This window comes from Planosporangium flavigriseum (assembly GCF_011947225.1).
Lineage (GTDB): Bacteria > Actinomycetota > Actinomycetes > Mycobacteriales > Micromonosporaceae > Planosporangium > Planosporangium flavigriseum.
On sequence record NZ_JAATVW010000015.1, the window covers coordinates 29,331 to 41,938 of the forward strand.

Annotated in this window: 15 protein-coding genes and 1 pseudogene; 9 read left to right on the forward strand and 7 right to left on the reverse strand. The window is 69.7% G+C overall.

The window, feature by feature from the left end:
* The first annotated feature begins 74 nt into the window (after positions 1-74).
* The 5 genes and pseudogenes from HC028_RS19565 to HC028_RS19585 all read left to right on the forward strand — a co-directional run bounded on the left by HC028_RS19565 (position 75) and on the right by HC028_RS19585 (position 4,606).
* Entirely contained in the window at positions 75-776 is a 702-nt protein-coding gene (locus HC028_RS19565) for a phosphoadenylyl-sulfate reductase (protein WP_168078827.1), read from the forward strand.
* Positions 758-1,513: a sirohydrochlorin chelatase gene (locus HC028_RS19570; RefSeq protein ID WP_168078828.1), complete on the forward strand. Its 756-nt coding sequence runs from the start codon at positions 758-760 to the stop codon at positions 1,511-1,513. Before HC028_RS19565 ends, HC028_RS19570 begins: the two co-directional genes overlap by 19 nt.
* Before the next feature lie 288 nt (positions 1,514-1,801).
* A complete protein-coding gene (locus HC028_RS19575) occupies positions 1,802-2,185 on the forward strand; it encodes an SCP2 sterol-binding domain-containing protein (protein ID WP_168078829.1) in 384 nt (127 codons plus the stop codon).
* Positions 2,182-4,230, forward strand: a pseudogene (locus HC028_RS19580) (amylo-alpha-1,6-glucosidase); the annotation flags it as partial. The gene HC028_RS19575 and the pseudogene HC028_RS19580, both read left to right, overlap by 4 nt.
* Positions 4,231-4,312: 82 nt before the next feature.
* On the forward strand, positions 4,313-4,606 hold the full coding sequence (locus HC028_RS19585; RefSeq protein ID WP_168078831.1) for a TFIIB-type zinc ribbon-containing protein: 294 nt from the start codon (positions 4,313-4,315) through the stop codon (positions 4,604-4,606).
* Between the two features lie 85 nt (positions 4,607-4,691).
* On the opposite strand, the gene HC028_RS19590 is transcribed toward HC028_RS19585, so the two are convergent.
* Together HC028_RS19590 and HC028_RS19595 are read right to left on the reverse strand one after the other, a co-directional pair.
* Positions 4,692-4,949 carry a WhiB family transcriptional regulator gene (locus HC028_RS19590; protein WP_168078832.1) on the reverse strand — a complete coding sequence of 86 codons (258 nt, stop codon included), beginning with the start codon at positions 4,947-4,949 and terminating at the stop codon, positions 4,692-4,694.
* Positions 4,950-5,311: 362 nt separating this feature from the next.
* Positions 5,312-6,238: a diacylglycerol/lipid kinase family protein gene (locus HC028_RS19595; protein WP_168078833.1), complete on the reverse strand. Its 927-nt coding sequence runs from the start codon at positions 6,236-6,238 to the stop codon at positions 5,312-5,314.
* A 63-nt stretch (positions 6,239-6,301) separates the two neighbouring features.
* On the opposite strand from HC028_RS19595, the gene HC028_RS19600 reads away from it, so the two are divergent.
* Positions 6,302-6,742 (forward strand): hypothetical protein, encoded by a 441-nt coding sequence (locus HC028_RS19600; protein ID WP_373313958.1) that lies wholly within the window; start codon positions 6,302-6,304, stop codon positions 6,740-6,742.
* Between the two features lie 58 nt (positions 6,743-6,800).
* Here HC028_RS19600 and HC028_RS19605 read toward each other — a convergent pair whose 3' ends face one another.
* From HC028_RS19605 to sodN, 3 genes are all read right to left on the reverse strand, one after another.
* Complete coding sequence (locus HC028_RS19605; RefSeq protein ID WP_168078834.1) at positions 6,801-7,217, reverse strand: ATP-binding protein; 417 nt, start codon at positions 7,215-7,217, stop codon at positions 6,801-6,803.
* Positions 7,214-7,744, reverse strand: a complete 531-nt coding sequence (locus HC028_RS19610; RefSeq protein ID WP_168078835.1) for a GNAT family N-acetyltransferase — start codon at positions 7,742-7,744, stop codon at positions 7,214-7,216. The genes HC028_RS19605 and HC028_RS19610 overlap by 4 nt, the downstream gene beginning before the upstream one ends.
* Before the next feature lie 140 nt (positions 7,745-7,884).
* Positions 7,885-8,289 (reverse strand): superoxide dismutase, Ni, encoded by a 405-nt coding sequence (gene sodN / locus HC028_RS19615; RefSeq protein ID WP_168078836.1) that lies wholly within the window; start codon positions 8,287-8,289, stop codon positions 7,885-7,887.
* A gap of 74 nt (positions 8,290-8,363) precedes the next feature.
* Here sodN and HC028_RS19620 point away from each other — a divergent pair, with 74 nt between their 5' ends.
* The 3 genes from HC028_RS19620 to HC028_RS19630 all read left to right on the forward strand — a co-directional run bounded on the left by HC028_RS19620 (position 8,364) and on the right by HC028_RS19630 (position 11,225).
* Complete coding sequence (locus tag HC028_RS19620) at positions 8,364-8,681, forward strand: S26 family signal peptidase (RefSeq protein ID WP_168078837.1); 318 nt, start codon at positions 8,364-8,366, stop codon at positions 8,679-8,681.
* A gap of 290 nt (positions 8,682-8,971) precedes the next feature.
* Positions 8,972-10,141, forward strand: coding sequence for an NAD(P)-dependent malic enzyme (locus tag HC028_RS19625; protein ID WP_239075558.1), 1,170 nt, complete (start codon positions 8,972-8,974; stop codon positions 10,139-10,141).
* Between the two features lie 142 nt (positions 10,142-10,283).
* Complete coding sequence (locus HC028_RS19630) at positions 10,284-11,225, forward strand: zinc-binding dehydrogenase (RefSeq protein ID WP_168078839.1); 942 nt, start codon at positions 10,284-10,286, stop codon at positions 11,223-11,225.
* 61 nt (positions 11,226-11,286) lie between these two features.
* Here the strand turns inward: HC028_RS19630 and HC028_RS19635 are convergent, their stop codons facing one another.
* The gene (locus HC028_RS19635; protein WP_168078840.1) at positions 11,287-12,279 is read right to left on the reverse strand and encodes an alpha/beta hydrolase family protein; all 993 of its coding nucleotides are present in this window, start codon (positions 12,277-12,279) and stop codon (positions 11,287-11,289) included.
* Between the two features lie 101 nt (positions 12,280-12,380).
* Positions 12,381-12,560: a DUF6104 family protein gene (locus tag HC028_RS19640; RefSeq protein WP_168078841.1), complete on the reverse strand. Its 180-nt coding sequence runs from the start codon at positions 12,558-12,560 to the stop codon at positions 12,381-12,383.
* Between the last annotated feature and the right edge of the window lie 48 nt (positions 12,561-12,608).

Sequence of the window (12,608 nt, forward strand, 5' to 3'; positions counted from 1 at the left end):
GAATGTCACTCCTGTGCCCGCGTGTTCACGGTGAAGTTTGTCGGTTTGGTCGGTAAGGCACTGGAGGTTTCACGGTGACGAGCATCCGGACCAAGGAAGAGCTTCGCGAACTGGCCACCGTCGCCGGTAGCGAGCTGGAAGGCAAGCCGGCGGAGGAGATCGTCGCCTGGGCCGTCGAGACGTTCGGCGAGCGGTTCTGCGTGACCAGTTCGTTCGCGGACGCGGTGCTCGCTCACGTGGTGTCGAAGGTGGCGCCCGGCGTGGACGTCGTGTTCCTCGACACCGGCCTGCACTTCGCCGAGACCCTGCGGGTACGCGACATCGTCCAGCGCACCCTTCCGGTCACGGTCCGGTCGATCCGGCCCCAGCTCACCGTCGCGGAGCAGGACGAGAAGTACGGCGCCCGGCTGTACGCCCGCCGCCCCGACGAGTGCTGCGACCTGCGCAAGGTCGAGCCGCTGGAGCGCGGTCTGGCCAACTACGACGCGTGGGCGGCGGGGCTTCGCCGTGACGAGTCCCCGACCCGGGCCAACACTCCGGTCGTCGGCTTCGACACCAACCGGGGCAAGGTCAAGGTCTCCCCGCTGGCGGCGTGGACCCAGGCCGACGTCGACGCGTACATCTCCCGGCACAACGTGCCGGTCAACACGCTGATCCGCCAGGGATACGCCTCCGTCGGCTGCTGGCCGTGCACCAAGCGCACCCCGCCCGGTACCGACCCCCGCGCCGGTCGCTGGCCGATGTTCGACAAGAGCGAATGCGGGCTGCACGTTTGAGTCCCATCCTCCTGGTCGCGCACGGGTCGAGCTACCCCCGGGCGGCCGCGACCACCCGGGCTCTCGCCCGGGCGGTCGCGGCCGCCCGGCCGGGGGGGTGCGTCGAGGCGTCGTTCCTCGACCACGCGGGGCCGCGCCCCGACGAGGTGCTCGCCACCTTCCGGGACGCCGGCTTCACGTCGGCCACGGTCGTGCCGCTGTTGTTGACGTCGGCCTACCACGGCCGGGTCGACATCCCCGCCGTGCTCGCCAAGGCCCGCGCGGAAGGCGTGGACCTGGCCGTCCGCCTCACCGACGTGCTCGGCCCGGTCGACGGCCGGGTACCCGCGCCGCTGCTGGCCGGCCTGCACCGGCGACTCGTCGAAACGGGTGCCTCCTTCGATGCCGTGGTCCTCGCCGCGGCGGGCACCCGCGACCGCGCCGCACTGGCCACCATCGAACTGGCCGCACGTACTCTCGGGCACCGGCTCGGCGTGCCCTGCCTGCCCGCGTACGCCTCGGCGAGCGCGCCGACGGCGGGGGAGGCGGTGTACGCGCTGCGCGCACGCGGAGCGCGCTCGGTCGCGGTCGCGGCGTACTTCCTGGCGCCGGGGCGCCTCTACGACGCCGCGGTGGAGTCCGCGCGTACGGCGGGCGCCGTGACAGCCGCCCAGCCGCTCGGCGCAGTGCCCGACCTGGTCCGGCTCGTCCTCGACCGGGTGGCCGCCCCGGCCAGCGCGCCGGCCACCGCCGCCTAGCGCCAGCCCACGCGTTCGGGCGCTTCAGCGAGGCGCTGGTGGCTTCGCCGCGCCATTTCCATCGTGGGGCTACCGACGGGTTCCTCGGCGGCGCAGGAGCGCCGTCAGCGCCTTCGATCACGTCATCCCGCAGATCCAGCTTTTCCTTTCACCCGTTTCGGGTGATGTCGTCGCCCGGTATCTCCGGCGAGGCTGTTGACCATCGGTAGGGCCGTCCGGATCCTTTGCGATAGGTCGTTATGCCCATACCGCACGCTGCTTGGGTACGCGGCGAGGGGGCCGTTGGGCATGGCTAGTCTGACCGAGGAGTTCTTCTCGGCGCTGAGCCGACGTGGGCATGATCCGCGGCTGGTGCGAGTCACCGCGAACGTGCACTTCAGCATCACCGACGGCCGGAACCTCCTGCACTGGCTCGTCGACATCGAGCACGGCGACATCCGGGTCTCCCGTCAGAACGGCGAGGCCCGCTGCGGCATCTGCGCCGACCGGGAACTGTTCGACGGCATCGTCGCCGGGCAGGTGAACGCGGTGGCGGCCATGCTGCGCGGTGACCTGTGGGTCGACGGCGACCGCGAGGCTTGGGTCGTCGTGCAGCGACTGCTTCCCGGGCCGTGCTCACCGCAGCGCCGCCCGTTCACCGCCCTGCGGCCTGCGCGGGAGAGCCACGCATGAGCGAGGGGCGCGTCGAGACCCTGGACGGCAACACGTTCGTGGTCAGCGACCCGTGCGGCGACATCGATGCGTCGCGCGCCGACCCGACCGGGCTGTTCTGCTACGACACCCGCTTCCTGTCCAGTTGGGCGTTGACCCTGGACGGCCAGCGGCTCAACGCCCTGTCCACCGACGACCTGGAGTACTTCCAGACCCGGTTCTTCCTCGTTCCGCACACCGGGACGGTGTACATCGACGCCAAGCAGTCGGTGATCCGCCAGCGCACGGTGTCCGGAGGCATGCACGAACAGCTCAAGGTCTTAAATCATGACGACAAGCCGGTGGAGTTCACGATCCGGGTCGAGGCGGGCTCCGACTTCGCCGACCTCTTCGAGGTCAAGGACAACTTGGAGAAGAAGGGCAAGTACTACACCCGCATCGAGGGCAGTCGCCTGCTGCTCGGGTACGAGCGGGACAGCTTCCGCCGGGAGACCCGGATCTCGGCGACCGCGCCGGCCCGCATCGACGAGCACGGGCTCAGCTTCGACGTCCGGGTCCCGGCGCACGGCGAGTGGACGACCGATCTGGATGTCGTCCCGGCGATGTCCGCCCCGTCCAGGAAGTCGATACTCCCGCCGTACATGGGCGAAAGCTGCGTGCAACCTAAGCGGGCCGACCTGGAACGGTGGCTGGCGCGGGCGCCGTGGCTGGAGTGCGACTGGGAGTCGCTGAAGACCACCTACAAGCGCAGCCTCGTCGATCTCGCCGCACTGCGGTTCTCTCCGGTCATCGCCGAAGGTCACAACCTGCCGGCCGCCGGACTGCCCTGGTACATGACCATGTTCGGCCGCGACAGCATCTTCACCAGCCTGCAGGCGCTGCCCTTCGTGCCGGGCCTCGCGGCGACTACCATCCGCGTACTGGGCGACTGGCAGGGCAGGTGCACGGACCGCTTTCGCGACGAAGACCCGGGGCGGATCCTGCACGAGATGCGGTACGGGGAGCTCACCGCGTTCGAGGAGCGGCCGCACTCGCCGTACTACGGAACCGCCGACGCCACTCCGCTGTACGTCGTGCTCCTCGACGAGTACGAGCGGTGGACCGGTGACAGCGACCTGGCGCGCCAGTTCGAGTTGGAGGCGCGCGCCGCGCTGAGCTGGATCGACGAGTACGCCGACCTCATGGGGAAGGGGTACATCGCCTATCAGCCGGGCCAGCCGGCGACCGGGCTCGTGAACCAGTGCTGGAAGGACTCTCCGGACGCGATCTCCTACCACGACGGCCGGCTGCCGGGCTTCCCCCGTGCCACCTGTGAACTGCAGGGCTACGCGTACGACGCGAAGCGCCGCGGCGCCCGGCTGGCGCGAGATGTCTGGAACGACCCGGAGTACGCCGACCGCCTGGAACGCGAGGCTGCCGACTGCAAGCGCCGCTTCAACATCGACTTCTGGATCCCCGACCGGCAGTACTATGCGCTGGCCCTCGACGCCGACGGCAGCCAGGTGGACGCGCTCTCTTCCAACATCGGCCACCTGCTGTGGAGCAGAATCGTCGACGACGACAAGGCAGCGGCGGTCGTGGAGCATCTGTTCAGCCCCGAGCTCTTCTCCGGCTGGGGCGTGCGGACCCTGGCCGAGGGGGAGGGCCGGTACAACCCGATCGGGTACCACGTCGGGACGGTGTGGCCGTTCGACAACTCGTTCATCGCCTGGGGCCTGCGCTTCTACGGCTTCAAGGAGCAGGCGGCGCGGATCGCGGCGGGCATCCTGGACGCGGCCGAGTTCTTCGAGGGGCGGTTGCCGGAGGCCTTCGCCGGCTATGACCGGGCGCTGACCAAGTACCCCGTTGAGTACCCCAGCGCCTGTTCCCCGCAGGCGTGGTCCACCGGCGCGCCACTGTTGCTGCTGCGCACGATGCTCGGGCTGGAGCCGTGCGGCGAGCACGTGGTGGTCGATCCGGCGCTGCCGACGGGCATCGGGCGCATCGAGCTGGTCAACATCCCGGGGCGCTGGGGCTGTGTCGACGCGTTCGGGCGCGGGCGGGTGGAGATCGACAAGCGCCGGCACCTGCGGCCCCAGTTGGGCGACCGGGCCCGGCACAAGGCGAAGGTCGAATTGATCGGTGGAGTCGGTGTCTTACCGTGACGGGATGCAGATGACATGCCCCAAATGCAGGGGTCAGATGCGGCAGTACGAGCGCAGTGGCGTAATGGTCGACCAGTGCACCGAGTGTCGGGGGATCTTCCTCGACCGGGGTGAGCTGGAGCGGCTGGTCGACGCGGAGAAGTCATGGCACGGGAGCGGGCCCGCGCATCACCCGCCCGGCCCGCAGCGGCACCGCGACTACGACTCCGACGAGTACCCCGTCTATGGGCAGCAGTCCGGTCACGGACACCACGGGCACAAGAAGCGCCGTGGGTTCCTCGAGGAACTGTTCGACTGAGCGCGAGGATCGGCAGGACGTGCAGGTAGCCACGAACGGCAGTGCCCCGGAGGCCAATGGCCTCCGGGGCACTGAACGGTCCAGATCAGGCGGAGTGAGCGCGAACCCGCAGGCCGCCGCGTCGCTTGAGAGCGCGCCGCTCCTCTTCGCTCATCCCGCCCCAGACGCCGGCGTCCTGACCGGAGTCGAGAGCCCACTGGAGGCACTCGTCGGTCACGGAGCAGCGCCGGCAGACCCCCTTCGCCTGCTCGATTTGCAGCAGGGCCGGACCAGACGTCCCGATCGGGAAGAACAGTTCCGGGTCCTCATCGCGGCAGGCAGCACGGTGGCGCCAGTCCGACATGGCGGCAACACTCCTTGGTTTGCGGATCGGTAGCAGTGAGTGCGTTAAATCTTTCCTATATGCGTCTCGCGAAACCGTCCGTGCGGGTGAACCGGGTCGGGCGGCAGCGCGTGAGCAGGCAAGTCGCTTCGCTTGTGAATACTTTCACGAACTAACGCGATGTCAAGGGGGATCTTCCGAAAAACTCGCAGTGCGTGAGTGAGGTCACGCAGAGTATGTCCGGTTTTGCAGGCCCCCATGGCCCGATGCTTACAACTGTCCGTTACTAACATAGTGCCGAAGGTGACTGGCTGCCACCGTCTTCGCAACTGACCTACCGTTGGTGCTCGCTAATCGAGTGCTGCAGCAATTAGTCCAACGGCTCAGCAGACGATGCGTAACGCGTCGGCAATCGAATGAAATTCGATTTTTTCCCGCTCGCCGAGGTAGTCGCCGTCAAGCTGAAAGGCGATCGGGTGGTCGGCCCGAAGCGTGAAAGTCTCCAGATCATGCAGGCCGAGAATGCGCTTTCCGTGGGGGTGCGGCTGGCGGGCCAAGATTTGCTGCGCCGTACGTGCGGTGCTCGGCACATGGAGTTCCCGCAGCGCCATCACGTCGAGGCCGGTTTCGAAGGAGGCGTCCGGGCAGGGGTTCACGGGCCGGTCGCCGAGGTAGGTCCAGGGGGCGGTGTTCTGGACGATGACCGTCGCGAGGTTGGTCTCAGGCCGCTCGCCGGGGCGTTCCAGGGTTATCGGCGGCTGCCGGCGCTTGCTCTCGAGGAAGTACTGGGCCAGCGCGGAGCGCAGGTACAGCGCCGGAGTCGAGGTGCGGCCCCGGTGGCGTGCCTTCTCGACCCGCGCAACCACTTCCGCGTCAAGTCCTAGTCCGGCGCAGAACGTGAAGTACCGGTCGTCGGCGCGACCCAGGCCGATCACGCGAAAGCGCTCTTCCTGCAACGCTTCCAAGATCATACTGGCGCCGTCGGCCCAGTCCCGGGGCATGCCCACCGCCCGCGCGAAGACGTTGGTCGAGCCTCCGGGCACCACGGCGAGGCCAGGCCGGTTGTCGGCCTTGTCGCCGCCCGCCATCAAGCCGTTGACCGCCTCGTTCACGGTGCCGTCGCCGCCCAGGGTCACCACCAGGTCGACACCGTCGGCCGCCGCGTCCCGCGCCAGCGCCGTCGCGTGCCCGCGACGGCGGGTGTACGCCACGGTCAGGTCCACCTCGCTGCGCAGTGCGCGGACGAGGACGTCGCGGCTGCGCTCGCTCGTGGTGGTCGCCTTCGGATTAACCACGAGAAGCGCACGCATGGCCGGCACTGTACCCGCAGGCTGCCACTGCAAGCCTGATAGCCGGCGGTTACAGTGATCGGCGTGACGGACGAGGGCTCTGGATCGCAGCGCCGCCAAACCCCCGCACCGGAGTCTCCGCCACCGGGAAACCGGCCGCCGGCAGCGCTCCGTGCGGCGGTAGGGCTGCTGCTCGCCCAGGCGGTGGTGGTCGCCTTGATTGTGGCGTTTCTCGTGTACAAGGACATCACGGCACGTGTGGTGGTGCTGCGGGACGCGTTGATCGTCACCGGCTTCACCGTCCTGGTCGCCGTGGTGCTCGCCGCGCTCGGCTGGGCGCTGAGCCGCCGGAGGGCGTGGGCGAGGGGACCTGCCGTCGTGATGGAGCTCATGCTGCTGCCGATCGGCTGGTTCATGATCTCAGGCGGGCTGGCGTGGCTGGGCGTGCCCGTGCTCGCGCTGGGCCTGGTCGGCGCGGGGCTGCTCGTTGCTCCCGCCACCCGCGAGGCGCTCGGCGTCCGGTGATCGCGCCCGGCGTCCGGTGATCGCGCCCGGCGTCCGGTGCTGGCCGCCGCTACTCGCCTCAGGTGGGGCGGCGCTTGGTCAGGCGGATGCAGACCTGATCGTTCTCGACCCGGGCGGCCACGTCGTCGGCGAGAGCGCTGAGCACCTGCCAGGCGAACGACTCGCCGGAGGGCAGCCGTACCGTCGCCGGATTGTCGGTCGGCACTGTGGCGTCGACGGTCAGAGCGTTTTCGGTGACCGTGAACCGGCATGACAGGACCGCGTCGAGTGAAGCCAGCGCCAGCAGAATGGCGCACGCCTCGTCGACCGCGATCCGTAGATCCTCGATCTCGTCCAGGGTGAACGACAGCCGCGAGGCGAGGCTCGCGGTCGCGGTCCGCAGGACGCCGAGCCACGCGCCTGACGCGGGCACGGCGAGTAGTACGACGTCGGCGGCCTGGTCCGTTGTGGACTGCTCCGGTACGAGTTGGGTCACCCTGCATCCCCCCGTAACGACGACTCCGGGTTCTTGGCCCTCGTGGCGGGTGCGAGAGCGGCCAGAGCCTGCAGAGCCGGACCGGTCAACCGGTAGGGCACCCATTCGTCCATCGCCACCGCCTCGATGGAGTGGTAGAACTCGCGTGCCGGATTCCAGTGCAGCACCCACCAGTCGAGGCGCTCGTATCCGCGCTCCGCGCAGACGGCCGCGAGCGTCGCGAGCAGGGCCCGACCGACGCCGGCGCCCCGGGCGGACGGCCGCACGTACAGATCTTCGAGGTACACCCCGTGTACCCCGCGCCAGGTGGAGAAGTTCAGAAACCAGAGCGCCATGCCGGCCGGCTCGCCGTCGATCAGGGCGACGTGCCCGAACAGGGCCGGCTGTTCGGCGAAGAGAGCGGCTTCGAGCTGTGCCTCGGTGAGGTGGCACTCATCGGCGGCCTTCTCGTACTCGGCCAGTTCATGCACCATCCCGACAATCGCGGGCACGTCCGTCCGGTCGATCGGCCGGATCTCGACGCTCATCACACCTCCCGCGGATGTCGACCGCCTCAGCCTGCACCACTGGCGTCCGGACCCGTCCGCAATCGGGCCTGGCCGGGCCAGATTAGCGGGTGGCCCCCTTAGCCCGTACCCGGGCTCGGGGGCCACCAACCATCGCGGTCTCAGGCCTGCTTCGTCTCCCAGAAGATCTTGGAGATCTCCTCGATCTTCGCGAGAAGCTTGTCGGCCACGGCCGGGTCGACGGAGCCCTTGGCGCCGCTGGCGCCGGCGAGCTTGGTCGCCTCGTTGAACAGCTGGTGCAGCTGCGGGTACTTCTCGAAGTGCTGCGGCTTGAAGTAGTCCGTCCACAGCACCCAGAGGTGGTGCTTGACCAGTTCGGCCCGCTGTTCCTTGATCAAGATGGCCCGGGTGCGGAACTCCGGGTCCGGGTTGGCCTGGTACTTCTCGCTGATCGCCTTGACTGATTCAGCCTCGATCCGGGCCTGCGCGGGGTCGTAGACGCCGCAGGGCAGGTCACAGTGGGCGGAAACGATGGTGCGGGGAGCGAGTAGACGCGGCAGACGCATCGAACCCTCCAGGGTGTTTGCGATGATCCTTTAAAAGCGACCCTACCTCTGCCCACCCCTGACAGCGACAGGAGATGCCTCGTTTGCGACTGCCCTGGTACCGGGTCCTCGTGCGTGGGCCCTCGATGGCGCCGACCTTGCGCGACGGCGACGCCCTGCTGGTGCGCCGGACCACGCGGGTACGGCCGGGGGATGTCGTGGTGGCGCGATTCCGGTCGCGCCCGTCGTTGCTGGTGGTGAAGCGGGTGGCCCGCGCGGAAGGCGACGGGTGGTGGCTGGTCGGTGACAACGAGTTCGTGGCCGACGACTCGCGGGCGTACGGCATCGCCGACATCGACGGGAGGGTCGTCCTGCGCTGGTGGCCGCGGCTGTCGCTGATCCGGCGCCGCTGACGCTGATCCGGCGCCGCTGACGCTGGTCCGGCGCCGCTGACCTCCGCGAGCGGTTCGAGACCACCTTCGAGAGGGTTTTGGATCGCTGATGGTGGGCAGCGGCGGTTCGGGCGCCTCCGCTGGCGGCCGAGGATGCGTGTCGCCCGTGAGATGACTAACGCGGGAGTCCGCGCGCTGGCCACTATGCTTTAGCTAGACCAGGGAGACCCCCGCGCAGCAGCGCGCCGTCGTCGTAGAGACCCAAAAGCCGACACGGCGCGCAACGTTCTTCAATGTGGCAAGGAGGCTCCGTGTCCTTCGATCAGCACGACCCTGTCTTTACCCTGCACCGCGGCGGGAAGCTCGTGGTCAACTCTGCCGTCCCCCTGTCGACCCGGGAGGACCTTTCCCTCGCGTACACCCCTGGGGTGGCGCAGGTGTGTGAGGCGATCGCAGCCGACGAAGCGCTGGTTCACGAGTACACCTGGGTCAAACACACCGTGGCCGTCGTCACCGACGGCTCGGCGGTGCTCGGGCTCGGCAACATCGGGCCGCGCGCGGCGTTGCCCGTCATGGAGGGCAAGGGCGCGCTGTTCAAGCAGTTCGCCAACGTCGACGCGGTCCCCATCTGTCTGGACACCCAGGACACCGAGGAGATCATCGCGACGGTCAAGGCGCTCGCGCCCTCCTTCGGCGGCATCAACCTGGAGGACATCGCCGCGCCGCGCTGTTTCGAGATCGAACAGCGCCTCGACGAGGCGCTGGACATCCCCGTGTTCCACGACGACCAGCACGGTACGGCGATCGTCGTGCTCGCCGCGCTGCGGAACGCGGCTGCCCTGCTCGATCGCAAGCTGGACCGGCTGCGGGTGGTCATCGGAGGTGCCGGGGCGGCCGGCGTCGCGGTGACGAAGATGCTCGTCGCGGGCGGTGTGGAGCCCGGTGTGATCATCGTGACCGACTCCCGCGGTGCGATCCACGGCGGCCGTACCGACCTGACGCCGATCAAGCGCGAGCTGGCCGAGCTCACCAACGCCGACAGCCTGTCCGGCGGGATCGCCGAGGCGCTGCGCGGGGCGGACGTGTACGTCGGGGTCTCCGGTGGCACCGTCGACGAGGAGGCGGTCGCCGGCATGGCGCCGGGCGGCGCGATCTTCGCGCTGGCCAACCCCACGCCGGAGGTGCACCCCGTCATCGCGTCCAGGTACGCGGCGGTGGTCGCGACGGGGCGCAGCGACTTCCCCAACCAGATCAACAATGTCCTGGCGTTCCCCGGCGTGTTCCGCGGCGCGCTCGACGCCGGGGCGACCCGGATCACCGACGGCATGAAAATCGCCGCGGCGGACGCGATCGCGTCGGTCGTCGCCAACGAGCTGCGCCGGGACGCGATCGTCCCGAGCCCGCTCGACCCGCGGGTCGCTCCCGCGGTGGCCGCGGCCGTGGCGGAGGCCGCGGTTCGCGACGGCGTGATCCGCTCCTGATCCACGCATCGGGACATGGCCGGTCTGGCCCGCCAGCTTCGCGCTGCCGGGCCAGACCGGCCGTCGCCGTGCGGGCCCCGGCCGGTCCCGGTGCGGCCAAGACCACAACTTGTACCGATAAATGGTCTGCTAGCGTGCGGACATGCGAGCCGCCTACGCTTCCGCTTTCAATCCCGAGGACCCGCTAGCCGCGTTGACTGTGGGGGAACAGCCCGAGCCGGCGCAGGAGGGCTGGGTGACCGTCGACGTCCGGGCCAGCGCTCTCAACCATCACGACCTCTGGTCCCTCCGCGGCGTGGGGCTGCGCGAAGACCAGCTTCCGATGATCCTCGGCTGCGACGCCGCAGGGGTCGACCCGGACGGCAACGAGGTGGTCGTCTACCCGGTCATCCACGAGGCGGACGGCAAGCAGACCATCCTGTCGGAGCTCTACCCGGGCACCATCGCCGAGCGGGTTGCGGTCCCGGCCGGCAACCTCGTCCCCAAGCCGGCCGAACTCTCCTTCGCCGAGGCGGTCTGCCTGCCGACGGCGTGGCTCACCGCGTACCGGATGTTGACCACCAAGGGCCGGCTGCCGGAGAACGGCAGCGTCCTGGTCCAGGGCGCCGGCGGTGGGGTCGCGACGGCGGCCGTGGTGCTCGGCGTGGCGCTGGGCGCTCGGGTCTACGCCACGAGTCGCGACGCGGACAAGCGCGACCGGGTTGCGGCGCTGGGCGCGACCGCGCTGGAGAGCGGCGCCCGGTTGCCGGAGCGGGTCGATGTCGTGATCGAGACCGTCGGCAAGGCCACGTTCGACCACTCGCTCAAGTGCGCGAAGCGGGGTGGCCGCATCGTCGTCTCCGGTGCCACCTCCGGCCACCTGCCGGAGGTCAACCTGCGTCGGGTCTTCGCGGGCGAGGTGGAGATTCTCGGCTCCATGATGGGCACCGCCGAAGAGCTCGCGCAGCTACTGCGACTCTGCGCCGACCGGGGCGTACGCCCGATCATCGACTCGGTCCACGGATTCAGCGACGTACGCGGGGCTTTCGAGCGGCTCTCGTCGGGAGACGTCTTCGGCAAGGTGGTCGTCGACCATTTGACGTGATGGATGTCCGGCGGGGCACTCGTTTCGTCAGGGCGCTCCGCCTGCTCAGGCGAGCGCCGGCTCACAGGCTCGACTCCCACCGCGCGGCACCGGCCGACGTGGCGTCACCGTTCAGCCGGCCGAACGCCGCGCTGTCGCCGTAGAGCGACCAGCGCAGGAAGTCCGTCGTGGTGTTGATCGTCTGGTCGAAGCCGGCGCTGTTCGCGGTCAGGTAGCTGCCGTGGCCGGCACCGACCAGCGTCAGAAACGCCTTCGGCCAGGGCACCGCCTGGTACGCGGATTGCCCGCCCTGGTAGGAGACGGTCGGGTCGGCGTCGCCGTGTACGAACAGGACGGGCGTCACCGGGCCGTTGTACGCCCCGCCTAGTAGGGCTCCGGCGATCACGACGGCAGCCCGGAGCCGGGGGTCGCGCTGCGCGGACAGCATGGCGGTGGTGGTGATGCCGCCGGCCGAGTGCCCGGTCGCGGCTACGGCCGCGGTGTCGATGTGGCCCGCCAGCCGGTCACCGTCGTGGCCGTCGAGCGCCAACAGTTCGCTGATGACGTACGAGGCATCGGCCGGCTGGTTCACCACGTCGGCGATGTCGAACCGGGGTGCGCCGTACTTGGTGTGCGGGTACGCCGGAGCGGCCACGACGAAGCCCGCCGCGGCCCAGCGGATGGCCACCGGTGCCAGCGCCTCCGGCCGGCCGTTGAGGCCATGGCTCAGGACGATCAGCGGGAACCGGCCGGCCGCCGCGGCGGCGTCCGAGGTCACGTCACCACCCGCCGCGCCCTTAGCCGGGTACCAGACGGTTGTCGGGAGCGGGCGGTCGGCGCCGCGCGCCAGGTTGAGCTCCCGGACGCCGACCGCCAGGGGCCGGCTGGGGGCGAGGCGGCTCGGCAGTGGTGCTCGTTGCTGCGGGGCGACGGCCTGCGGGGCCGCGGCCGCCGTGGAGTGCGAAGGGCTCGGCGCAGTGCTGGCGGCCGGGGAAGCGCGCGGCGTCGCTACACAGCTCGTGAGGAGCCCGGCGAGAACCAGCGCGAGCAGGCCACGCAGCAGTCGGCGGTGCATCGCTCGACTGTAGGCACACGAGGCGAGTACGGGCGAACGGCGCGGCGGGGCAGCCGGCCGCGGTGAGCTCACCCCGGCCCGGTGCCGACGGCCTCGGCCACCTACTCGTCCTCGTCGTCCTCGAGGCGGGCCAGCCAGGTCGCCAGCCGCTCGACGGGAGTTTCGAACTCGGGGTTGAGGTCGACGAAGTCGCGCAGGCGCTCGGCGAGCCAGTCCATGGTGATCGTTTCGTCACCGCGGCGCTCGGACAGCTCTTCGATTCCCCGGTCGGTGAAGTACATGAATCCTCCCCTTACGCGATCTTGGACACTTGGACCGGCCACGGCCGG